Here is a 20,413-nt window from a genome sequence, read left to right as displayed (position 1 = left end):
GCATTCAAATACATCAGATTTATTGTATGGATGGAGGGTGGGAGAAATAGGGGCATCCTTAGACCAGATGGTCACTCCCTTAGGGAGACCTTCCTCCCAGCATTCCGGAGCATCTTCGACTCTCAGAGTTCCAACGCACTCCAGGGAATTTGTCAGGAAACCGCCAGGGACGCTTTCCCAGCCTTCGCAGCTCAGCGACAGACAGTCAGGGCATTTATCTTTGGGGTCAAAAGACTTGGCGAGGGACAGCAACTCGTTTCTATTGAGGCTTTTAGTCATTTAAAGAAATTAGTATAAAAGTGCGCTGAGTAAGGTGCGTTTTGGATAAAGAATAAATCAAGCTGTCTAAGCTATAAGAAAAAGCCCCGAGCAATCGGGGCTTTTGTATTCAAGGTGCTTGCTAAGAATTATTTCTTCTTGGTCGCCTTGCTAGCTTTCTCTGCAGTCTTCAATACGGTTTCTGTTGCACCGCTAAGATTGGTTTGTGCAACTTCAACTGCGTGCTTAACTGCTTTTTGACTAGTTTCAAATACATTGTTTGCGGAAGCAATTGCTTGCTTCATTGCTTGCATAGCTGCATCTGATCCAGCCGGTGCATTTTTTGTCCACTCCTCTACTAAAGAGTTAATTTTCTTTTGGCCAGCTTGAAATTCTTTTTCAGCAGATTGTGTAAAGCTGTTTTGTGTCTCATGTGCCAACTCATATAAATGACGGCTATAGGCCATAATTTTTTCTGCCATTGGTTGCACTGCTTCGGCTTGATGGGCTAGCAACTGTTGAATGTCTTTTACTTCCAGCGCTTTCTTAGCGCTATTCATGCTATCGCTCAAGCTTTGTTTCGCAATATGCATATTGAGCTCAACCAACTTTTCAATGCTTTGCAATGCTTGATTGGTCAATCCACTTAAAGTCTCTAAGTTTGCTTTTTGTGCTGCTGCAATTTGTTCTGGAGTTAAGTTCATCTGCATCTCTTTCCGTTTAACTGTTTTGAATATTTTGATCTTCGGCTTTTACCTAATGTACTCTCTTTGCACCATTGTATGGCATAGATGTTGCGTTGCAGCATAAATGGCTTGCTATGTAGATGAAGAGTTCAAATAAGAAAAGAGCCTAAAATTAGGGGTCTCAGTAAAAAATCTTAATAATTTCAGTAAGTTACCCATGAAGCTTTCGCTTGATAACGCCATTGCACCGATCTTTGTCCTCATTTGGAGTACCGGCTTTGTGATTGCGCGTATGGCAATGCCATATGTAGAGCCAGCCACCTTCCTGTTTTGGCGTTTTGTAGGGGTTTTAGCGGCTATGGCAGCGCTCAGCCTTGTGTGGAGAATCACCTGGCCTAGTTGGTCTCAAATCAAGCACATCGCCATTGCAGGGATCTTGCTGCAATTTGGCTATTTGCTCGGCGTTTGGTTTGCTGTGCGTCTGGGAATGACAGCAGGATTAGTGGCCATTATTGTTGGTCTGCAACCCATCGTTACGGCCTGGTTTGCTGCTTGGATTTCTGAGAAGGTCAGCTCACGTCAATGGATAGGTCTAGGCTTCGGGTTTGCGGGTGTTGCGTTGGTGGTTGCCGAGAAGATTGGCTTTAACCACATTCCATTTGTTAGTTATGTTTTGGCATTTATTGCACTTCTATCTATTACCTTTGGCACCCTATATCAGAAGAAATTCTGCCCCGTATTTGATCTGCGTGCTGGATCCTCTATTCAGTTTGGGGTATCGGCAGTGTTGTGTTTCTTTTGTATGTATTTCTTTGAGTCTGGCGTGATGGTTTGGAATCCATCTGTTATTGGCGCCTTACTGTGGGCTATCTTTCCTCTGTCAATTGGTTCGATTAGTTTGCTATTTATGATGATTCGCAAGGGTGCTGCCACTAAAGTCACCAGCTTTCTTTATTTAGTGCCACCAACTACTGCTGCAATGGCTTGGCTCTTATTTGATGAGCCATTTACATTGCTGATGGCGGTAGGTTTGTGTTTGACGATGACTGGCGTGGTGTTAGTGAATGCTCGTCAGACCAATATAGTGGCAACGATTGCCGAGTAGGGCAGTCATTTGGTGGGATAAATTACCTGGATTGGGGCGAATAAAACCGCTTTGTCTTCAGAAATTAATTATCATTCCGTATGTTGAAAGTTTTGGAAGGTATTTTGGGATGCGTTTGAATCGATTTTGGCCCCTAGTTATTGCATTGCTCTTTTCAATGGGAGTGCTGGGTAACGCACCTGTTCAGGCCGCAACAAAAGATAAGCAGAAGCAAGCAAAGTCAACAAAAGTGGTGACTAAGTCACCCAAAAGAGCCAAGACTGTCCGCGTCACTGTTACTAGATCATCTGCACCCGTAGTTGCAGGACCTCCATCATTAGCTACTGCATTAGGTTTGCGTGGTCAGCGCGATGAGCTCAATCTTAAATCTACTGTAGTGATGGTGGTCAACCAAGACACGAAGGAAGTCTATTACGAGAAGAATCCTTCTGTCAGTTTGCCCATTGCCTCCATCACCAAACTCATGACGGCCATGGTTACGCTCGATGCAAAATTGCCGATGGATGAGGTCATCGTTATTAATGCTGAAGACGCACATATTTATCGACATTCTCGTTTGGCTGAAGGCACTTCACTTACCCGAGAAGATGCACTGCATTTGGCTTTGATGTCCTCTGAGAACCGCGCCGCATATACCTTAGCCAGAAATTATCCTGGCGGCTTACCCGCATTTGTTGCTGCTATGAACCGTAAGGCAAAAGATCTCGGTATGGAACACTCTCACTTTGAGGATCCCACTGGACTGACTAGTGAGAATGTTGCTTCGGCAGAAGATCTCACACGTATGCTCAATGCTGCCTATCAGTACAAAACTATTCGTGAGTTCTCAACCTGGCCAGATTTAACTATGGTGATCGCCAATCGCCCGCAAAAGTTTTTGAACACAAACCGTTTGGTACGTTCCGGGGATATGGATATTGGATTGCAGAAGACTGGCTTCATTAACGCTGCAGGTCGATGCTTAGTCATGCAGGCAAGAGTAAACAACACGCCATTGCTATTGGTCTTTTTGGATTCGGTAGGAACGCAATCGCGTTTTGCGGATGCAGTGCGGGTACGTGATTGGTATGAGCGCATGCCATCGGGCGCACAACCCATTCGTCGCTTGATGTAACTGATGATTAAGCTGCTGAGCCTGGCTCGGCAGACTTGGGTTTAAAACCCATGCCTTTGGATATCTGTAGAGCAGTCTCTTGTAGGGCGCGGAGCCAATCTGCTTGTATACGATCCGTTGGGGCGCTTAAAGATAAGCCGGCAACCAATTTTCCAGTGTCATCCAAAATGGCTGCAGCTAAACAGCTCACGCCTAATTCTAGTTCTTCGTCATCGCGAGCATTACCCACCTTACGCACGTGATTGAGTTCGGTTTCGAGTTTGCTCAATTCGGTAATACTGTTACGAGTGTGTCCAGACAAACCGGTGCGGGTGACATAGGCACGTACTTGTCCAGGGTCGTCGCTCGCGAGAAAGAGTTTGCCAACCGAGGTGAGATGCAAAGGTGCACGACCACCAATGGCGCGTACTACCTGCATGCCTGAGCGTTCGCTATATGCGCGATCAACATAGACGATTTCATCGCCTTGACGCACTGATAGGTTAACGGTTTCACCAGTGAGCTTATGGAGTGTACGCATCGGCAGTTGCGCAGCCTCACGCACAGATAAGCGTGCCTTCACTAAATTACCCAGCTCTAAAAGTTTTAAGCCAAGGCGATAGGTTCCGCCATCGCCACGTTCAACCAATCGGCAAGCAACGAGGTCATTCAAAATTCGGTGGGCAGTAGAAGGGTGCAGACCAGTTGTTTCTGCGAGATTCTTCAGGCTGCTGGATTCTTCTTGCTCAGCAAGGGCGTCTAGCAAATTCATCATGCGATCCACTACCTGGATGGCTGTCTTGCCAGCCTCGCCGGTAGATTTAGGAGTTTTGATGGTCTTGCTGGTGGTCATAGGCCTCATTGTAGCGATTTCAGACGAAATTGCATATTATGAAATCCTATTTTACAAAGGCATCTGCTGAAAATATCCCGTTTTATAGGGAAACAGGGGATTAAGGCTCTTTTAGGCTTGCCTTAAAGCAGCGGCACACTCATTGACTAAGTCAGGGCCTCGATAAATCAGGCCGCTATAGAGTTGCACTAAGCTGGCGCCTGCCATGATCTTTTCACGGGCATCTGCGCCACTCATGATGCCGCCCACGCCGATGATGGGTAGTTCATTGCCCAATCTCGCCTTTAAAGCTTTGATGACAATATTAGAAGCATTGCGCACGGGCGCGCCAGATAAGCCGCCAGCCTCTTCACTAAATTCCATTCCCTTGACCGCATCGCGAGAGATGGTTGTATTGGTAGCGATGACAGCATCAATGCCAAACTCGAGCAGGAGATCGGCGATGAGATTAATGTCGCTATGGTCTAGATCGGGTGCAATTTTCAAGAAGAGTGGTTTGCGTACGCCATAACGATCGCTTAAGCGCTTTCTGGCCTCATCAAGACTTCCCAATAATTCGCGGAGCATTTCTTCACCTTGTAAGGCGCGTAGATTTTTGGTATTCGGAGAAGAAATGTTGACGGTGATATAGGTAGAGATTTCATAAACGGCTTCCATCGCCAGGATGTAATCTCGAGAAGCTTCTTCAATTGGGGTGCTGGCGTTCTTGCCAATATTTAAACCAAGTACACCACCACTTTGCCAAAACTGAGAGCGACGCACTCTGGCAACGCAGGCATCAACGCCATCGTTATTAAAGCCCATGCGATTAATAATGCCCTGAGCTTGCGGTAAACGAAACATGCGTGGCTTAGGGTTGCCTGGCTGTGGCCGTGGGGTGACTGTGCCGATTTCTAAAAATCCAAACCCCAATGCAGCGAGTGCATCGATATGCTTGCCATCTTTATCTAAGCCTGCGGCTAATCCAACTGGGTTAGGAAAATCAATGCCACAGAGTGTTTGCGGATCGTTAATGGGCTTGCTTACTAAACGCTCCAATAAACCCCAGCGCTGCGCACGGTCCATATTGCTTAAGGTGAGGTTGTGCGCCTTTTCTGGGTCTATAGAAAACAGCCAAGGGCGGAGGAGGGAGTAACGATCGATCATGGATAGATATTATGACTCAGGGAGCTCTTGCCAGTGATCGTCAATCAAACCTTCCATAGGTTGATATTTCACCTTATACGACATCTTGTCGCTTTCCTTGATGTAGTAGCCAAGGTAAAGGTAAGGCAAACCCAATATGCGAGCTTGTTCAATTTGCCACAGAATGCTATAGCTGCCATAACTGGCCACAGAGCTTGTAGTGTCGTAAAAGGTATAAACAGAAGAGATTCCCTGTTCCAGAATATCGATCATGCTCACCATACGTAATCGACCGGGGTGCGGGTCATGCGGACCATCCCGAAACTCCACAATACGGGAGTTCACTCGGCTTTGTAATAAGAACTGCATATATTGATCTTGATCATCGCTATCCATATCACCACCTGCGTGTCGCTCAGTTTGATAGCGTTGATAGAGTTGGTAATGTTCCTCTTGGTAACCTAGATTGAGGACGGAGGCCTGAAGATCAGAGTGTTTTTTCTGGGCGCGGCGCTGGCTGCGAGAGGGCGTAAATTGATTTACCAAGATACGGGTGGAAATACAGGCCTTGCATTCGTCGCAATATGGTCGATAGGTATACAAACCACTACGTCGAAAGCCTGCGTTGAGTAAATCGTTATACACATCCGCATGAATCAGATGCGATGGTGTAGCTACTTGTGAGCGAGCTGTTTTATTGGGCAGGTAGCTACAAGCATAGGGAGCAGTTGCATAGAACTGCAGGGTGGTTAGGGGTAGTTCTTTAAGCTGAGTCATAACCAGTGATGCAAGATTGCTTTGTCAAAAGTCCAGGATTTCTCAATCTTAGTTTGATTTAAGGATATTTGCAGTTGCTCTAAAAAGACCTGCCTGGATATTGGGGTGGCGCCTAAGGACAATAGGTGAGCCGTTTCTTGCTGGCAGTCGATCATCTGGACTTCATTCATCAGGCACCATGCACTCAGGGCTGCTAAGGCGATTTTTGATGCATTCGTCTTACGGCTGAACATGGATTCACCAAATACCATTCCTCCAAAGGCAACGCAATAGAGTCCGCCAGTAAGCTGGCCATCTTCGATTACGGCAATACTATGAGCATTGCCTGCTTCGTGAAGTGCGGTGTAGGCATCAATGATTTCATGGGTAATCCAAGTGCCATCCTGATCTTTGCGAGTGCTCGTGGCACAGGAGCGTATGACTGCGCCAAAATCGGCATCTACTAATATCTGTGATTGCGTGTTTTGACAAAAGAGTCGAATATTCTTTTGCAAAGATTCACTGCATTTAAAGGCGCTGGGCTTTAACACCATTCTAGGATCGGGCGACCACCAGAGAATAGGTTGGTTATCCGAGTACCAGGGAAAAATACCTTGTTGATAAGCGCGAGCTAGTTGCCCTGGGTATATTTGTTCGCTGACTGCAATGAGTCCGGGGACGCTGGGATCGGGATCAGCTTCAAGCAGTGGATTTGGGAAAGGGTCATTGGGCCCTAGCCAAGCTATCTGACCCATGTCGACTCAAATTCGTTCGGATGGCAAGACATCACGACTGCGCACATGAAATTCCTTACCAGCCTCTAAGTTGCCAGCAGCGCGGTCTGCAAAAAACCATTCAAGGGTTTGCTTGACAGTCGGAAAGGCCAATTCTTCCCATGGAATCTCATGCTCATGAAAAAGGGCTACTTCAAGACTTTCTTCGCCGGCAGAAAATTCTGAATTAGTCATCGTGGCCAAATAGAACAGGTGCACCTGTTCTGCGTGGGGCACATTCAGTAAAGAATAGAGTGGTCCAATCTCCACAGCGGCACCAGCTTCTTCCAGAGTCTCGCGAGCTGCGCCGTGGCTAGTGCTTTCACCTAACTCCATAAAGCCTGCAGGCAAAGTCCAAAAGCCATGACGCGGTTCAATCGCACGACGGCATAAGAGCACTTGCTTGCCGTATACCGGAATGCTTCCCACTACGTTGCGAGGATTTTGATAATGAATGCTGCCGCACGCTTCACAGACATGACGCTCACGAGAGTCATCCGCTGGAATTTTGATGGTTAATACAGAGGCGCAATTAGAGCAATACTTCATACCGACTTTCTAAAAATGGGCTTTGATAGCGCCGCGTAATGCATTGCTAAGCATAATCTCATCTGCCATTGAAACATCATTAATAGTCAGGTTGGCTTCACGGGCATTTAGGGTGGGGTCTGCAAGTAGGGCGGCACGCATTACCCCAGGCAAGAGACCGGCCGATACTGGTGGCGTAAGCCATTCAGAGCTGCCCTGAGGTTTAACAAAAACGCTAGTCCTTCCGCCCTCAGTAACAAACCCTTGTTCATTGACAAATAAGGCATCAAATCCACCTAAGTTCACGGCTTCTTGCCAAGCTTGGTCATAAAGAGATCGATTGCTAATTTTGTGACGCAGTAAAGCATCCCCAGATAACATCGTCACATCACCTTGAAGAATATCTTTAGCCCAGAATATTTTGACTGGTTCATTGATTAAATCCATTGCAGCAGTTGTAACCAATAGTTCACCAGTAGGCGTGAGGTCTAGTCTTAATCGATATGACAAGCTCTTATCAAGCGATGCACAAGTGCTTGAAATCAATTTCTTGGCAGTCTCCAGTTGAAAAGGGATTCTTAAAGCTGCAGCAGATGCAGACAGACGGTGGAAGTGAGCATGCAATCTTTGGGGCTCACTATTTACGACTGCAATGGTTTCAAATAAGCCTGTAGCGCTTGGAAGATCCATCAGGAACGCAGATTTAATGCGGCACTCTTGCCATTCTTGGCCTGCATCTGAGTCATTGGTAATTCCAGCGCCAACCCCTAGGGTGAAGCTTGATGAATGAGAGTCGTGATCTTGTCTAATTTCGACAGTGCGGATGGGAACGCTAAAGGAAAAGTTCCCATTGGGGTCAAGCCAGCCTAAAGCGCCGCAATAGTAGCCGCGATCTTCGGGTTCTAGTTCTTGAATAATTTCCATACTGCGTTTTTTTGGGGCTCCTGTAACAGAGCCACATGGAAATACCGCTTTGAAAATATCGAATAGAGCAACATCAGGTTTGATCTGACCTTGCACGGTAGAAGTCATTTGCAATACATCACCGTGTCTTGCCACTTCAAATAGATTGGGCACTAGTACCGTGCCCGGAAGAGAGATGCGACTGAGATCATTACGTAGCAAGTCCACAATCATGACATTCTCAGCTTGATTCTTTGGGTCATCCGATAAGGTGCTCGCAATAGTAGATAGGGCGCTTGCAGTACCTTTCATTGGCATGGCTTTTATCGTGTCACCATCTCGCGCAATAAATAGTTCAGGCGATTGCGACAGTAAAAAATTGCCATCATGCTCGATAAAAGCACCAAAGCGCCCAGGCTGGCGATCCCTTAAGCGGCTATATAAGGCGAGTGGAGCACCATAAGTCTTGCCCGTGATTCGATAGGTGTGGTTAATCTGGTAGCTATCACCGCTGCGGATGTATTCCTGTATCGCTGCAATATCGGCAGTAAATTGCTCCTCGTTCAAGGATTGCCGAACATCCATTACTCCGGCGCTTGCTTGAGCTAGATCTAGCGAAGCCAGCCTCTGAGCAATGAAACTATCTACATCCTGCTTAGACAGTTTTTTGAATTCTCCAAAAGACCAGGCTTCAATGAGAGGATGGTGATGATCTGAGTGATTGACTCGCTCTGGAAGATGATGAATTTGCCTACCTAACTCGTAAGCAAAGGCAGCAACAATAAATTCGCCCTTAGCAAGCGCGGCAGATATTTCAGTAAGACACTGCTGTGTAGCTGCTAAATCTACCGCATGATCGCCGCTCGGAAGAACGCACCAGTAGTGCAGCGCGTTTTCATATTGGCGACTCGTGGGTAAGGCCGCGGTGCTTTGCGCATCATCGAGCAAAATCATCGCGGCTTACCTGGTAATTTCTACTTACTTCAGAATCGTTGCAGATTCGATGATGACAGTCTTAGTAGGAACATCAGACATTCTGCCCATACGTGGGGCTGGAGCAACCATAGTTGGTACTTTGCGAATGGCATCTATGGTTTGTGTCCCAGAGATCACTTTGCCAAACACGGTATAGCCATTGCCCATCGCATTAGGGTAGTCGAGCGCCGCATTGTCTTTCACGTTAATAAAAAACTGCGAAGTTGCAGAATCTGGATCGGATGTGCGAGCCATCGCAATCGTGTAAGCATTATTCTTCAAGCCATTTTGCGCTTCAGAAACTACTGGGGAATCAGTTGGCTTTTGATTCAAGTCCGGCGTAAACCCGCCACCTTGAATCATGAAGCCATCAATCACACGATGAAAGATGGTGCCGTTATAGAAACCGCTCTTGACGTAATTCAAAAAGTTAGCAGTGCTCTTGGGTGCTTTCACATCATCTAATTCAACAACGAAGTTACCCATCGTAGTTTTAAATTCAACCTTAGGGCCTGCAAATGCTGCTTGACTAGTAAAACAAGAAACAGCAACAACAAGGGCGGCAAATAGCTTACGCATAAGAACTCCTTAAATAAGATAAAAATAGCTTGTATTTGATTGTATTGCCCAAGACCGCCGGAGGGTTAAATGATCCTTTAGGCTAGCCCATTGGGAACATTTCCGGCATAAGCATAGGAAGCCTCATCAAACATGCCGGGTCTTGCAAGGTAATCCAGTGTCCAGTCAATAGTGTCAACACCCCAAAAGCAATGTTGATTCACTATCAGGGCGGGCACTCCAAAGGCGCCATCAGCTTTTGCTTGATTGGTATTAGCGATCAGCTTTGCCTTCACTTCTGGATTTTCAGGTTTAGGTGTATCTGAGGGAAGTCCTAAGTAGCTACAAAATTCTGGCCAAGATAGGTTGGGATCCTTACCTTCCACCCAAACATAATCAAAAGCGCGCTCAACCATAGTCCAATCGGCATTTTGTTCAACGAGAAGACGTTGCGCAGCAACCGTCATAAAGGGATGATGTTCTGGAAAGCGAAACGGAATGCCTAACTTCTCCGCCTGCCACACACAAAACTGATAGGTGTGTGGGCGCTTGGCAGCAACTTCTCCTGGGCCCTTATTTTCAGAAGCTCTGAGTAGGCCGCCCAACAGAATAGGAACAGGTTTAATCTCCAGCTTGCCCTCAAGGCGCTGTCTTTGCTTGATATAGAGATAAGCAAACGGCGAAACAATGTCGTAATAAAAAGTAGCCACAATCTTTGTACTCATATCGCCTTATTTCTTCTTGTACTCTTCATCAAGCTTATTTAAGAACGCTAGCTTTTCTTTGATTTGCGACTCTAGGCCACGCTCCACTGGCTCGTACCAATGTGGCTCCTTCATACCTTCTGGTAGATAAGTTTCACCAGCGGCATAGCCATGCGGCTCATCATGGGCATAGCGATATTCTTTTCCATGTCCAAGCTCTTTCATCAGTTTGGTAGGTGCATTGCGCAAATGATTCGGAACGGGTTTGGATTGATCGTTTGCTACATAAGCGCGAGCAGCATTAAAAGCGTTGTAGCTTGCATTGCTCTTTGAGGCTACAGCCAGATAAACCACTGCTTGCCCAAGAGCCAACTCACCCTCAGGGGATCCTAGTCTTTCATAGGTTTGGGCCGCATCGTTAGCCAATTGCATGGCTCTTGGATCTGCTAGACCAATATCTTCCCAAGCCATCCGAATAATGCGTCTGGCTAAGTAACGGGGATCGGCGCCGCCATCTAGCATGCGGCAAAACCAATATAAGGCCGCATCAGGGTTGGATCCGCGAACGGATTTGTGTAGAGCAGAGATTTGATCGTAAAAGTGATCACCACCTTTATCAAAACGCCGCGCTTGAGCACTCAGTGCATTCTCTATAAATTTCTGATCAACGATTTTTACTTCCGCATTTGGTGTGAGGACCGCATTGCGCACTTGTTCAACTAAATTGAGAAGGCGTCGCGCATCACCATCAGCGTTAGAAATCAGGGTATCGATTGCTGTTGATTCAAATTGCACATCGGGCATCGCATGCTGATGGGCTCGATTAAAGAGTAATTTCAGCTCCTCGGGAGTGAGCGATTTCAAGACATAGACCTGAGCACGCGACAGGAGTGCGGAGTTCACCTCAAAGGATGGGTTCTCGGTAGTGGCGCCAATAAAGGTGAACAAACCTGACTCCACATGGGGTAGCAGGGCATCTTGCTGGCTTTTGTTAAAGCGATGAATCTCGTCAACAAATAAAATGGTTTGCTTGCCGTACTGAGCCATATTTTGTTGGGCTTGCTCAATGGATTCTCGGATTTCTTTAACACCCGCTAGAACTGCAGAGATGGCAATGAACTCACGATCAAATGCTTTGGCGGAGAGACGCGCTAGCGTAGTCTTGCCAACGCCTGGAGGCCCCCACAAAATCATTGAGTGAGGCTTACCGGAGGCAAATGCTAAATTGAGCGGTTTACCGCTTACTAATAAATGCGTTTGTCCAATGACTTCTTCAATCGTTTTTGGGCGCAGTGCCTCTGCTAAGGGTGGAGGCGGCGCGCTATCAAAAAGACTGCTCATTGCATCAGGCTTGAATAAAGAGAATAACTAAGGATGCCCAAGTGAGGCAGGCTGCTGCAACATAGGTCAAACGATTGCGCATGGTCATAAAAGCAGAGCGGGCGGCTTCATCAGCAAAATAATATTGATAGGTGTTCTGATCAATATTGCGCTGAATGATTAGAGTGGAAGCCAAAATCAGTAAGCCTACTGGAATATAAATATGAAGGGCTAACCAAGCCACTAAAGCGGGGATGACACCCCAGATCCATGCATTACGGTCTTCCCAGCGATCACCAGCGGGTGCCTTACCTAGAAGATGTAAATTGGCACCCCAATGCAAAGCCCCCATAAAGGAAGTAATCACGGCACCATAACCCGCTAAAGATTCAGCGCTTAAATAATTTACGGGTGTTGGCGCTAATTGCACCATGAGGGCTAGCCCAATAAATGGAATAAGACCGGCATAGCCAAGTTTGCGAACTAAAGGTGGGATGGGGTTCACGATGGGGATGTCTAGGTTAAGGAGTTGTGAATGAAATTATTTATCGTGGGTGTATACACCGCGACCTGTTTTGCGACCGAGGTATCCAGCAGCAACCATTTCACGAAGTAGTGGGCAAGGGCGGTATTTGGAATCGCTGAAGTTTTCAAAATACACTTCCATTACCGCTAAGCACGTATCTAATCCAATGAGATCTGCTAAGGCTAGTGGGCCAATCGGTTGATTGCAGCCTAACTTCATACCAGCATCAATATCTTCTGGGCTAGCAAGACCTTCCGATAAAACAAAGAAAGCCTCATTAATCATTGGTAGCAAAATGCGATTCACTACAAAGCCAGGTGAATTTTTAACAGTAATCGGCTCTTTGCCAACACGCTTAGCCATCTCAATAATGGCAGCGTGGGTAGCGTCACTAGTTTGCAAGCCACGAATGACTTCCACTAAAGCCATTAAGGGTGGCGGGTTGAAGAAGTGCATGCCAATAAAGCGGGCAGGGTTTGAGTCAAGTGCCGCTAGCTTGGTAATCGATAGGGAGGAGGTGTTGGTGGCAATGATGGTGTCTTTGCTCACGATCTCGTCTACTTGCTTGAGAATCTTTTCTTTAATTGCTTGGTTCTCGGTTGCAGCTTCAATCACCAATCCCAAGCCTTTGAAGTCAGCATAAGAAGTACTTCCTTTAATACGTTTGAGAGCAGATTCCTTTGCCTCAACAGTTAACGTTTCTTTTTTGACAAGACGATCCAAGCTCTTGCTGATTTGTTCAAGACCGCGTTGCACTGCTGCCTCATTAATATCAACCATCACGACATCCAGACCGGCCACTGCACATACTTGTGCAATCCCATTGCCCATAGTGCCTGCACCAATGACGCCTACTGATTGAATACTCATCTTATTTCCTCTTTTGATACTGGGTGGAACCAAATAACTGCTCTCTAGCCTTGTCATCGTGCAAGGGTTTGCGTAATGCGGTTAATACTTCGCAGCCACGCTTCACTGCTGGTCGTGCCCCAATCTTTTCAAACCACTTTTTGAAATGCGGGTAATCATTAATTTCAATGCCTTGATTTTTCCAATTACGAGTCCATGGATAAATCGCAATATCAGCAATGGAATAGGTTTTGCCTGCAATATAGGGATTATCTTTCAGTTGACCATCCAATACACCATAGATGCGTTTAGCTTCATTGGTGTAACGATTAATGGCATATTCAATTTTCTCTGGTGCGTAGAGCCTGAAGTGGTGGTTTTGCCCAAGCATGGGGCCAAGGCCACCCATTTGGAACATCAGCCATTGCAGCACCTCGTACTTACCGCGGGTACTTTGGGGCAAGAATTTGCCCGTCTTGCCGGCTAAATAGAGAAGGATGGCGCCAGACTCAAATACATTGATTGGTTTTCCGTCCGGCCCATTAGGGTCAAGGATTGCTGGAATCTTATTATTAGGGCTAATCTTGAGAAATTCAGGCGCAAATTGATCGCCGGCACCAATATCAATCGGATGAGCAATCCAGTCGCGACCTAGGCGGTAGCCGCATTCTTCGAGCATGATGTGCACCTTATGGCCATTTGGGGTTGGCCAGCTGTAAACATCAATCACTTCTTTTGATTTTGGGGTTGCCATTTTTTCCTCTATAAATTTTGTAAGCGCTGTAAGGCATTGGCGAGAGTTTGCTCTTGCTTTGCAAAACAAAAACGAATGACGCCAGACTCGGTAGGTTGATCATAAAAAGCAGAAACTGGAATAGCAGCTACCCCAACTTCACTAGTAAGCCATTTGCAAAAATCAGCCTCATTCAATTTAGCCTGAGGGATTCCTAGTGGGGAGTAATCAGCGCATTGAAAATAACTTCCGGGACTAGGAAGCAATCTAAATTTGGTTTTACTTAAGCCAGCCCTAAAAAAATCTCGCTTAGCTTGATAAAAGGCGGGAAGATTTAAATAATGTTTTTCATCTGCAAGATAAGTGGCTAAGCCATATTGCATGGGGGTATTGACGGCAAATACATTGAACTGGTGCACCTTGCGGAACTCTTTTGTTAGCGAAGATGGCGCAGCTACATAACCCACTTTCCAACCGGTGACGTGATAGGTCTTGCCAAAGCTAGAAACTAGAAAGCTCCTAGCTGCTAACTCTGGATGAGAGGAGATGCTATGGTGCTTGGCGCCGTCATAGACCATATGCTCATAAACTTCGTCACTCAGAATCAAGGCAGAAGTATCGCGAACTAAGGCTGCTAGGTGATCAAGATCTGATTTATCCCACACCATACCAGTCGGATTATGTGGAGTGTTAATCAAAATGAGTCGCGTTTTAGGGTTGATAGCATTTGCTAATACATCCCACGGAATTTGATAGGAAGCCACTTGTCCTGATTCATCACGTACGACCTGCAATGAAACGGCAATCGTTTTTCCTCCAGCTAAATCTATTGCAGGTCGGTAGCAGTCAAAGGCGGGTTCGATGATGATGACTTCATCGCCAGGACCAACGCAAGACAGTATGGCTGTAAATATGGCCTGTGTGCCACCCGCAGTAATTGTGATTTCAGTATCAGCATCGTAGTGGTGACTATATAAACGGCTGATCTTCTGACTAATGCCATGACGAAGTTCTGCAACTCCAGCCATAGGTGGGTATTGATTGTGATCTGCCAACATGGCGGCATTCACATCAGCAATGAGTTTTCTGTCGCATGGAAAGTCCGGAAAACCTTGCCCAAGATTAATCGCCTGATGCTCTGCCGCTAGAGCGGACATCACTGTAAAGATGGTGGTTCCAACTTTTGGTAGGCGACTTGGAAAAGAGGGTGTCTCTAGCGGTTTCATGAGGGCAGGGGTAATGATCGGTCTTTTACAGCGGATATATCCGGTAGTCGCTAGAATGGTAAAAATACATAAACAAATTGTGCCATGCTGATCGTTCTTTCACCTGCTAAATCCTTGGATTACAAGACCCCCGCCAAGGTCAAGGCACCGACTTTGCCCGAGTTTGTCTCGGAATCAGCCAAGCTCATTGCTGATCTCAAGAAGCTAGCACCGCAAGACATTGCCAAATTGATGGGTTTATCCGATCAGTTGGCCATTCTGAATGTCGGTCGCTACCGGGATTGGTCCAAGAAATTGACCGCAGAAAATAGTAAGCCGGCGATCTATGCCTTTGATGGCGATGTCTATGATGGTTTTGACGTTAAAACCCTGAATGCCAAAGCGGTAGAGTTTGCCCAAGATCACATCCGAATTTTGTCCGGCCTTTATGGTGCGCTGAAGCCTCTGGATTTGATGCAGCCTTATCGCTTAGAAATGGGCACCTCATTCAAAAACGCCAGAGGTAAGGATCTTTATGCATTCTGGGGGAGTCGCGTAACCGATTCCATCAAAAAGGTTTTAGAAAAGCAAAAGAAGCCAGTACTACTGAACCTGGCTTCAGAGGAGTATTTCAAGGTACTCCAACCTAAAGAATTGGATTGCCAGGTCATTTCCCCGGTATTTCAGGACGCCAAGGATGGTAAGTACAAGATCATTTCTTTTTATGCCAAGCGAGCTCGAGGCTTGATGGCTCGCTATGTGGTTGAGAATCGCATTACTGATCCCGCTGATTTAAAGGGCTTTAATTTGGATGGCTACAAGTACTATGCCGCCGAATCAAAAGTAGATAAGCCTGTATTTAGAAGGGCAGAAAGAAAATAATGGCCGTGCATCGCACTAAAGCATCGCAACGGAATTCTCCAGAAGTGGAGAAGATGGTAGCTGACGCTATTTCTTTGGCCGCATCTGGCAGTCAGATCGAGGATCGCTTTTGGGAAGAACGTCTGAACGTGCGCTTAATGCGCTTGCTCAAAAGTCAAAATCAAAACGTGATTGATGCCGCTCTAGATCAAACCTTTCGTATTAATACGGTAGCCTTTGAAGTGCTTGCCGATATTGCCGAAACCTTGGCTGAGTCATTGAGGGTTGAGCATGAAGGGCAGGAGTGGGATGTGTTGTTACTAGCAATGCCTATTGTTGCCCATACTCGTTATCAGATTCCATCTGGGCCATTGCCTGTCAATATTATTGAGTCAACTGCTCAGGCCCTGCATAGTGCTATCGCTTCAACTGACACGCGCATAGCCATTGTTCCTTGGCTTTACAGCATTGATCAAATGCCGCATTCCCATTGTCAAACGCGCGTGCTGACTGAAGCATTAGCAACCGCGGCAATTTCCGGAAAAGATGTCAAGCTTGAGTTGCGCAATATGTCGGAAACCATTGCCGTATTAGCGGATCCGCGTTTTATTATTGCCGCCTTAAGTGCACCGAGCGGCTCCCCCATTTTCCGTTGGCAGGCTGAGCCACCAGCTCGCCAAGAACGGGGCGTGAGTTTGATTGGTTGGCAAACTGCTATGCAGGAGCCGATAGCATCTCTACTTCCTGGTTGTGAGTTCGAGCTACTCTTGCCAGAGGCGTATTTCACAAACTGCCGTTTGGCTGATAAGCATGTACGACCTTTGAGTATTCGCGCAGCAGTCAATTTCTTAGAGAGCACCCTCGGGATACTGCCAGCCGGCCTATCTTGTGTGGTCGGCGCCTTTGGAGAAGAGCAGGCAGATGAGTATCGAATATCGTTCAGTGTAAAAGGTTCATCCGATGTAATGTATGGGGTGATCTGGCCACTGTATGACAGAGAAAGCGTGGCAAACGACGCTTTAAACGACCTGTCAGATGATGAGAGTCCCATTAAGAAGATTTGTGATGCCTTGCATGACGCAGGAGTAGAGGATGTATTCCGACATGCAATGCTGTTTGATCCAGAGCTATGTGATGACTGTGGTGCACCTTTATTCCCAGATCGCTCAGGCGAGGCAGTCCATGCTGAAATGCCGGACGATGCACCATCACAGCAACCTTTGTTTCACTAAATAAAACAAAGAAGCTAAACAAAGAAGCAAAAGAAAAATATATCAATGAAGCAAAAGAAAAATATATCAATGAAGCAAAAGAAACGCTAAGCAATAAAAAAGCCGAGATGTCTCGGCTTGTTTATTTGATGCAGTGTGAGAAATTAATTCTGCACAAAAGGTTCCGCGCCAGCAAACAAGTGTGGCAACTTACCAGATTTCATATCTGCTGTTTGGCAAAAATCGGCAAGACGCACACCCGCTTTAATGTTGAATAACATTGCTTTGTTACCCAACACCACTAGGTCGAAACCAGAGTTGGTATTTTTGTAGCGAAGACTGCCCGGCAATGAAGTTTGGCGATCCAAATCATACGTTTTGGATTCCCAAGTTAAGCGGATCTTTTCAGTTGAGCCAGCAGTTTTGAACTGCTTGCTTTCTTGACAGGTCCAAGTAAATACTTCTTCATCAGCGAATGCATTTGCAGCGCCTAAAGCGCTAGCAAGCACAAGGCTAATGGCGAGAAGGTTTTTCTTCATCTAGTTTTCCTTATGAGAGCAAGTGCTTAACGCCAGCCTGCTCTTCGAGTAATTCATTCAGGGTGTGGGTCATGCGCTCACGGGAGAATGCATCGATCTCTAAACCTTCGATCATTTTGTATTCGCCGTTTTCGCAAACCACTGGGAAGCCATAAATCACTTCAGCAGGAATATCGTATTCGCCTTTAGAAGGAATGCCCATCGTTACCCACTTACCGTTAGTGCCGAGAACCCAATCATGAATGTGATCAATCGCCGCATTGGCTGCAGAAGCTGCAGAAGACAGGCCACGCGCTTCAATGATGGCTGCACCACGCTTACCAACCGTAGGAATAAATACATCTTTATTCCATGCTGCATCGTTGATAGAGTCTTTGACTGACTTGCCATCAATAGTTGCAAAGCGATAGTCTGGGTACATTGTTGGGCTGTGGTTGCCCCATACAACTAATTTCTCAATATCAGCTACTGGCTTATTCAACTTGCTAGCCAATTGTGAGAGGGCGCGGTTGTGATCAAGGCGCAACATGGCTGTGAAATTCTTCGCAGGAATATCTGGGGCAGATTTCATGGCGATGTACGCATTGGTATTTGCTGGATTACCAACAACCAATACTTTGACAGTCTTCTTAGCAACTGCATTTAATGCCTTGCCTTGAGCTGTGAAAATTTGTGCGTTAGCGGAGAGCAGGTCTTTACGCTCCATGCCAGGACCGCGTGGACGTGCGCCAACTAAAAGGGCAACGTGGATATCTTTAAAAGCGGTCATTGGGTCAGAGTGTGCTGACATACCTGCCAATAGCGGGAATGCGCAGTCTTCCAACTCCATCATGACGCCAGTTAAGGCTTTTTGAGCTTTTTCATCAGGAATCTCAAGCAATTGCAGGATGACGGGCTGATCTTTGCCCAACAGGTCGCCATTGGCGATGCGGAATAGAAGGGAATATCCGATTTGACCGGCTGCACCGGTTACAGCGACACGCATTGGGGCTTTTGCCATTACTGAGAACTCCAAAGGAAGGTTAATTGGGTTAAATAAAGAAAACTTTTCTATTATCCATTCAAGTGTAGGGACTTTAGCTTTACACTGTCAATGATGTCTTATATAAGACTAGAATTACCCTGAATTTTATCCAATTGACACGGCCTGGAGTTAATTTGTCTGATGTGAATTTGCCTGTTGCCTCATTTAGCCCTCTGTACGAACAGATCAAGGCGATGATTTTGGCTAGTTTGCAAGCCTCGGAATGGCTTCCGGGGATGGCTATTCCCAGTGAAATGGAGCTAGCAGCCCGTTATGCCGTGAGCCAAGGCACTGTCCGCAAAGCCATTGATGAGCTGGCCGCCCAGAATTTACTGGTTCGCCGCCAAGGGAAGGGCACCTTTGTCGCCACCCATCAAGAAGACGACTGGCAATATCGTTTTTTACGCTTAGCCCCAGATTCTGGTGAGAAATTTCACCTAACTAACCAGTTTTTGACCTGCGAAAAGATTAAGGCTACGGCTTACGTGGCTAATTTGCTCAAATTAAAGGCAGGTGACCCGATTATTCATATCGACCGGGTTCAGAGTTTTGCAGGAAAGCCCATTGTTTTTGAAGAGATTTTTCTACCTGGAGCTCGTTTTAAGGGCTTAGATCTTGAGGCGCTGAATGCATGGCATGGTCCTGTATACGCATTCTATGAGGGGCACTACGCCACCCATATGGTGCGCGCAGAAGAAAAAATTAAGGCTGTAGCTGCTGATGAAATGCTGGCAAAACATCTGCATCTGGAAGAGGGCGCGCCACTCCTTTCTGTAGAGCGGGTGGCTTTCACCTACGGGAATAAACCAGTAGAAATTCGTCACGCTAGATACGACACTTCAGAGCAGCATTACGAAAACAAATTGAACTAAGTGCGTTGATGAACATATCCGTTAAAACCCCTATTAAACCCCTATAAACCCGTAAAAATCCCCACCAGCCCTAAGGTTTCCAATAGAATATGTTGCGATACAACAAAACCACAATGAACCTCCACCTAAAGATAGAGATTACCCATGGTTGATTCACAGCAAAACGTAAAAAAAGATAGACCTGTTTACCGAAATATTGGTCTTGCCCAGTTGATTAAATACCGCCTTCCTTGGGCCGGTAAAGTGTCAATTCTTCACCGCATTAGCGGGGCAGCAATGTTCCTCTTGTTGCCATTTATTTTGTATCTCTTCGATCAGAGTCTTGCATCTGAGCTGAGCTACCAAAAATTCCAAGCTTTCACTGGCAATATTTTGGTCAAGATTATTTGCCTCGGCTTGATTTGGTGTTTCTTGCACCACTTCTGTACTGGTATCCGTTACCTCTTACTCGATTTAGAAATCGGCGTTGAGAAGTCTGAAGCAAATCGTTCAGCCATTTTTGTTTTGTTCCTCGGCTTGGCTTTGACTGCTGTAGTGGGTCTCAAATTATTCGGCGTGTACTAAGCGCGCATCATTTAAGGAAATTTCATGCCTATTTATCAAATTGGACCAAAGCGCTTAGTTGTAGGCGCGCACTACGGCCTTAAAGAATGGATCATTCAGCGCGTTACTGCGATAGTGATGGTGGTATTTACGATTGTTTTGTTGGTGGACTATTGCATTACTGGCAGCGCTACTTATGAAGGTTGGTCTGCTTTGTTCAGCAACCAATTCATGAAGTTGTTGACGCTCTTGGCGTTCATTAGTCTGTTCTATCACGCCTGGATTGGTATCCGTGATATCTGGATGGATTACATCAAGCCCGTCAGTATTCGTTTAACACTCCAAGTGTTAACTGTTTTGTATCTCGTAGCCTGTGCGGCCTATGCCGTGCAAATTTTGTGGAAAGTGTAATT

General features: G+C 46.3%; 23 protein-coding genes. 7 read left to right on the top strand and 16 right to left on the bottom strand.

Features of this window, described 5'->3' with window-relative positions:
• Positions 1–407: 407 nt before the first annotated feature.
• Positions 408–962, bottom strand: a complete 555-nt coding sequence (locus VC188_RS05670) for a phasin family protein (protein WP_323483306.1) — start codon at positions 960–962, stop codon at positions 408–410.
• Positions 963–1,161: 199 nt separating this feature from the next.
• On the opposite strand from VC188_RS05670, the gene VC188_RS05665 reads away from it, so the two are divergent.
• A complete protein-coding gene (locus VC188_RS05665; RefSeq protein WP_323483305.1) occupies positions 1,162–2,049 on the top strand; it encodes a DMT family transporter in 888 nt (295 codons plus the stop codon).
• Positions 2,050–2,158: 109 nt separating this feature from the next.
• The gene (locus VC188_RS05660; RefSeq protein ID WP_323483304.1) at positions 2,159–3,163 is read left to right on the top strand and encodes a serine hydrolase; all 1,005 of its coding nucleotides are present in this window, start codon (positions 2,159–2,161) and stop codon (positions 3,161–3,163) included.
• 7 nt (positions 3,164–3,170) lie between these two features.
• On the opposite strand, the gene VC188_RS05655 is transcribed toward VC188_RS05660, so the two are convergent.
• The 13 genes from VC188_RS05655 to VC188_RS05595 all read right to left on the bottom strand — a co-directional run bounded on the left by VC188_RS05655 (position 3,171) and on the right by VC188_RS05595 (position 14,971).
• On the bottom strand, positions 3,171–4,004 hold the full coding sequence (locus tag VC188_RS05655) for an IclR family transcriptional regulator (RefSeq protein ID WP_323483303.1): 834 nt from the start codon (positions 4,002–4,004) through the stop codon (positions 3,171–3,173).
• Between the two features lie 102 nt (positions 4,005–4,106).
• Positions 4,107–5,141, bottom strand: a complete 1,035-nt coding sequence (locus tag VC188_RS05650) for a quinone-dependent dihydroorotate dehydrogenase (protein ID WP_323483302.1) — start codon at positions 5,139–5,141, stop codon at positions 4,107–4,109.
• A 9-nt stretch (positions 5,142–5,150) separates the two neighbouring features.
• Positions 5,151–5,897 carry an arginyltransferase gene (locus VC188_RS05645; RefSeq protein ID WP_215359918.1) on the bottom strand — a complete coding sequence of 249 codons (747 nt, stop codon included), beginning with the start codon at positions 5,895–5,897 and terminating at the stop codon, positions 5,151–5,153.
• Positions 5,894–6,631 carry a leucyl/phenylalanyl-tRNA--protein transferase gene (gene aat, locus VC188_RS05640; RefSeq protein WP_323483301.1) on the bottom strand — a complete coding sequence of 246 codons (738 nt, stop codon included), beginning with the start codon at positions 6,629–6,631 and terminating at the stop codon, positions 5,894–5,896. Before aat ends, VC188_RS05645 begins: the two co-directional genes overlap by 4 nt.
• 6 nt (positions 6,632–6,637) lie before the next feature.
• Positions 6,638–7,198, bottom strand: a complete 561-nt coding sequence (locus VC188_RS05635) for an NUDIX hydrolase (RefSeq protein WP_323483300.1) — start codon at positions 7,196–7,198, stop codon at positions 6,638–6,640.
• Positions 7,199–7,207: 9 nt separating this feature from the next.
• Positions 7,208–9,034 (bottom strand): bifunctional anthranilate synthase component I family protein/class IV aminotransferase, encoded by a 1,827-nt coding sequence (locus VC188_RS05630; RefSeq protein ID WP_323483299.1) that lies wholly within the window; start codon positions 9,032–9,034, stop codon positions 7,208–7,210.
• A 24-nt stretch (positions 9,035–9,058) separates the two neighbouring features.
• Entirely contained in the window at positions 9,059–9,634 is a 576-nt protein-coding gene (locus tag VC188_RS05625; protein ID WP_323483298.1) for a peptidylprolyl isomerase, read from the bottom strand.
• Positions 9,635–9,711: 77 nt separating this feature from the next.
• Entirely contained in the window at positions 9,712–10,338 is a 627-nt protein-coding gene (locus VC188_RS05620; RefSeq protein ID WP_323483297.1) for a 2-hydroxychromene-2-carboxylate isomerase, read from the bottom strand.
• A 6-nt stretch (positions 10,339–10,344) separates the two neighbouring features.
• Positions 10,345–11,658: a replication-associated recombination protein A gene (locus tag VC188_RS05615; protein ID WP_323483296.1), complete on the bottom strand. Its 1,314-nt coding sequence runs from the start codon at positions 11,656–11,658 to the stop codon at positions 10,345–10,347.
• Between the two features lie 4 nt (positions 11,659–11,662).
• Positions 11,663–12,142, bottom strand: a complete 480-nt coding sequence (locus tag VC188_RS05610; RefSeq protein ID WP_251367797.1) for a DUF3429 domain-containing protein — start codon at positions 12,140–12,142, stop codon at positions 11,663–11,665.
• Positions 12,143–12,178: 36 nt separating this feature from the next.
• The gene (locus VC188_RS05605; RefSeq protein WP_323483295.1) at positions 12,179–13,033 is read right to left on the bottom strand and encodes a 3-hydroxybutyryl-CoA dehydrogenase; all 855 of its coding nucleotides are present in this window, start codon (positions 13,031–13,033) and stop codon (positions 12,179–12,181) included.
• A gap of 1 nt (position 13,034) precedes the next feature.
• Positions 13,035–13,742, bottom strand: coding sequence for a glutathione binding-like protein (locus tag VC188_RS05600; protein ID WP_323483326.1), 708 nt, complete (start codon positions 13,740–13,742; stop codon positions 13,035–13,037).
• A 32-nt stretch (positions 13,743–13,774) separates the two neighbouring features.
• Positions 13,775–14,971 (bottom strand): pyridoxal phosphate-dependent aminotransferase, encoded by a 1,197-nt coding sequence (locus VC188_RS05595; RefSeq protein WP_323483294.1) that lies wholly within the window; start codon positions 14,969–14,971, stop codon positions 13,775–13,777.
• An 84-nt stretch (positions 14,972–15,055) separates the two neighbouring features.
• Between VC188_RS05595 and yaaA the strand changes: the two genes are divergently transcribed.
• Positions 15,056–15,832: a peroxide stress protein YaaA gene (gene yaaA, locus VC188_RS05590; RefSeq protein ID WP_323483293.1), complete on the top strand. Its 777-nt coding sequence runs from the start codon at positions 15,056–15,058 to the stop codon at positions 15,830–15,832.
• Positions 15,832–17,043, top strand: coding sequence for a DUF2863 family protein (locus VC188_RS05585; protein ID WP_323483292.1), 1,212 nt, complete (start codon positions 15,832–15,834; stop codon positions 17,041–17,043). Before yaaA ends, VC188_RS05585 begins: the two co-directional genes overlap by 1 nt.
• A gap of 143 nt (positions 17,044–17,186) precedes the next feature.
• Here the strand turns inward: VC188_RS05585 and VC188_RS05580 are convergent, their stop codons facing one another.
• The gene (locus VC188_RS05580; protein WP_323483291.1) at positions 17,187–17,561 is read right to left on the bottom strand and encodes a hypothetical protein; all 375 of its coding nucleotides are present in this window, start codon (positions 17,559–17,561) and stop codon (positions 17,187–17,189) included.
• 10 nt (positions 17,562–17,571) lie between these two features.
• Positions 17,572–18,561, bottom strand: coding sequence for a malate dehydrogenase (locus tag VC188_RS05575; RefSeq protein WP_323483290.1), 990 nt, complete (start codon positions 18,559–18,561; stop codon positions 17,572–17,574).
• A gap of 167 nt (positions 18,562–18,728) precedes the next feature.
• On the opposite strand from VC188_RS05575, the gene VC188_RS05570 reads away from it, so the two are divergent.
• From VC188_RS05570 to sdhD, 3 genes are all read left to right on the top strand, one after another.
• Positions 18,729–19,457, top strand: a complete 729-nt coding sequence (locus tag VC188_RS05570) for a GntR family transcriptional regulator (protein ID WP_251367815.1) — start codon at positions 18,729–18,731, stop codon at positions 19,455–19,457.
• A 144-nt stretch (positions 19,458–19,601) separates the two neighbouring features.
• Positions 19,602–20,021 (top strand): succinate dehydrogenase, cytochrome b556 subunit, encoded by a 420-nt coding sequence (sdhC, locus tag VC188_RS05565; RefSeq protein ID WP_323483289.1) that lies wholly within the window; start codon positions 19,602–19,604, stop codon positions 20,019–20,021.
• 24 nt (positions 20,022–20,045) lie between these two features.
• Positions 20,046–20,411 carry a succinate dehydrogenase, hydrophobic membrane anchor protein gene (sdhD, locus tag VC188_RS05560; protein WP_072582237.1) on the top strand — a complete coding sequence of 122 codons (366 nt, stop codon included), beginning with the start codon at positions 20,046–20,048 and terminating at the stop codon, positions 20,409–20,411.
• Positions 20,412–20,413: the final 2 nt, after the last annotated feature.

Origin of the sequence: Polynucleobacter sp. MG-28-Ekke-A2 (assembly GCF_035012985.1) — a bacterium.
In the GTDB taxonomy this organism is placed as follows: domain Bacteria; phylum Pseudomonadota; class Gammaproteobacteria; order Burkholderiales; family Burkholderiaceae; genus Polynucleobacter.
Note: the sequence above shows the minus strand (reverse complement) of the source record. Positions and strands in the feature narration are given on the sequence as shown.

Bases quoted from the DNA above. Each gene is read 5' to 3' on its own strand.
- VC188_RS05670 (WP_323483306.1), bottom strand. From the start codon at position 962: ATGAACTTAACTCCAGAACAAATTGCAGCAGCACAAAAAGCAAACTTA.
- VC188_RS05665 (WP_323483305.1), top strand. From the start codon at position 1,162: ATGAAGCTTTCGCTTGATAACGCCATTGCACCGATCTTTGTCCTCATT.
- VC188_RS05660 (WP_323483304.1), top strand. From the start codon at position 2,159: ATGCGTTTGAATCGATTTTGGCCCCTAGTTATTGCATTGCTCTTTTCA.
- VC188_RS05655 (WP_323483303.1), bottom strand. From the start codon at position 4,004: ATGAGGCCTATGACCACCAGCAAGACCATCAAAACTCCTAAATCTACC.
- VC188_RS05650 (WP_323483302.1), bottom strand. From the start codon at position 5,141: ATGATCGATCGTTACTCCCTCCTCCGCCCTTGGCTGTTTTCTATAGAC.
- VC188_RS05645 (WP_215359918.1), bottom strand. From the start codon at position 5,897: ATGACTCAGCTTAAAGAACTACCCCTAACCACCCTGCAGTTCTATGCA.
- aat (WP_323483301.1), bottom strand. From the start codon at position 6,631: ATGGGTCAGATAGCTTGGCTAGGGCCCAATGACCCTTTCCCAAATCCA.
- VC188_RS05635 (WP_323483300.1), bottom strand. From the start codon at position 7,198: ATGAAGTATTGCTCTAATTGCGCCTCTGTATTAACCATCAAAATTCCA.
- VC188_RS05630 (WP_323483299.1), bottom strand. From the start codon at position 9,034: ATGATTTTGCTCGATGATGCGCAAAGCACCGCGGCCTTACCCACGAGT.
- VC188_RS05625 (WP_323483298.1), bottom strand. From the start codon at position 9,634: ATGCGTAAGCTATTTGCCGCCCTTGTTGTTGCTGTTTCTTGTTTTACT.
- VC188_RS05620 (WP_323483297.1), bottom strand. From the start codon at position 10,338: ATGAGTACAAAGATTGTGGCTACTTTTTATTACGACATTGTTTCGCCG.
- VC188_RS05615 (WP_323483296.1), bottom strand. From the start codon at position 11,658: ATGAGCAGTCTTTTTGATAGCGCGCCGCCTCCACCCTTAGCAGAGGCA.
- VC188_RS05605 (WP_323483295.1), bottom strand. From the start codon at position 13,033: ATGAGTATTCAATCAGTAGGCGTCATTGGTGCAGGCACTATGGGCAAT.
- VC188_RS05595 (WP_323483294.1), bottom strand. From the start codon at position 14,971: ATGAAACCGCTAGAGACACCCTCTTTTCCAAGTCGCCTACCAAAAGTT.
- yaaA (WP_323483293.1), top strand. From the start codon at position 15,056: ATGCTGATCGTTCTTTCACCTGCTAAATCCTTGGATTACAAGACCCCC.
- VC188_RS05585 (WP_323483292.1), top strand. From the start codon at position 15,832: ATGGCCGTGCATCGCACTAAAGCATCGCAACGGAATTCTCCAGAAGTG.
- VC188_RS05580 (WP_323483291.1), bottom strand. From the start codon at position 17,561: ATGAAGAAAAACCTTCTCGCCATTAGCCTTGTGCTTGCTAGCGCTTTA.
- VC188_RS05575 (WP_323483290.1), bottom strand. From the start codon at position 18,561: ATGGCAAAAGCCCCAATGCGTGTCGCTGTAACCGGTGCAGCCGGTCAA.
- sdhC (WP_323483289.1), top strand. From the start codon at position 19,602: ATGGTTGATTCACAGCAAAACGTAAAAAAAGATAGACCTGTTTACCGA.
- sdhD (WP_072582237.1), top strand. From the start codon at position 20,046: ATGCCTATTTATCAAATTGGACCAAAGCGCTTAGTTGTAGGCGCGCAC.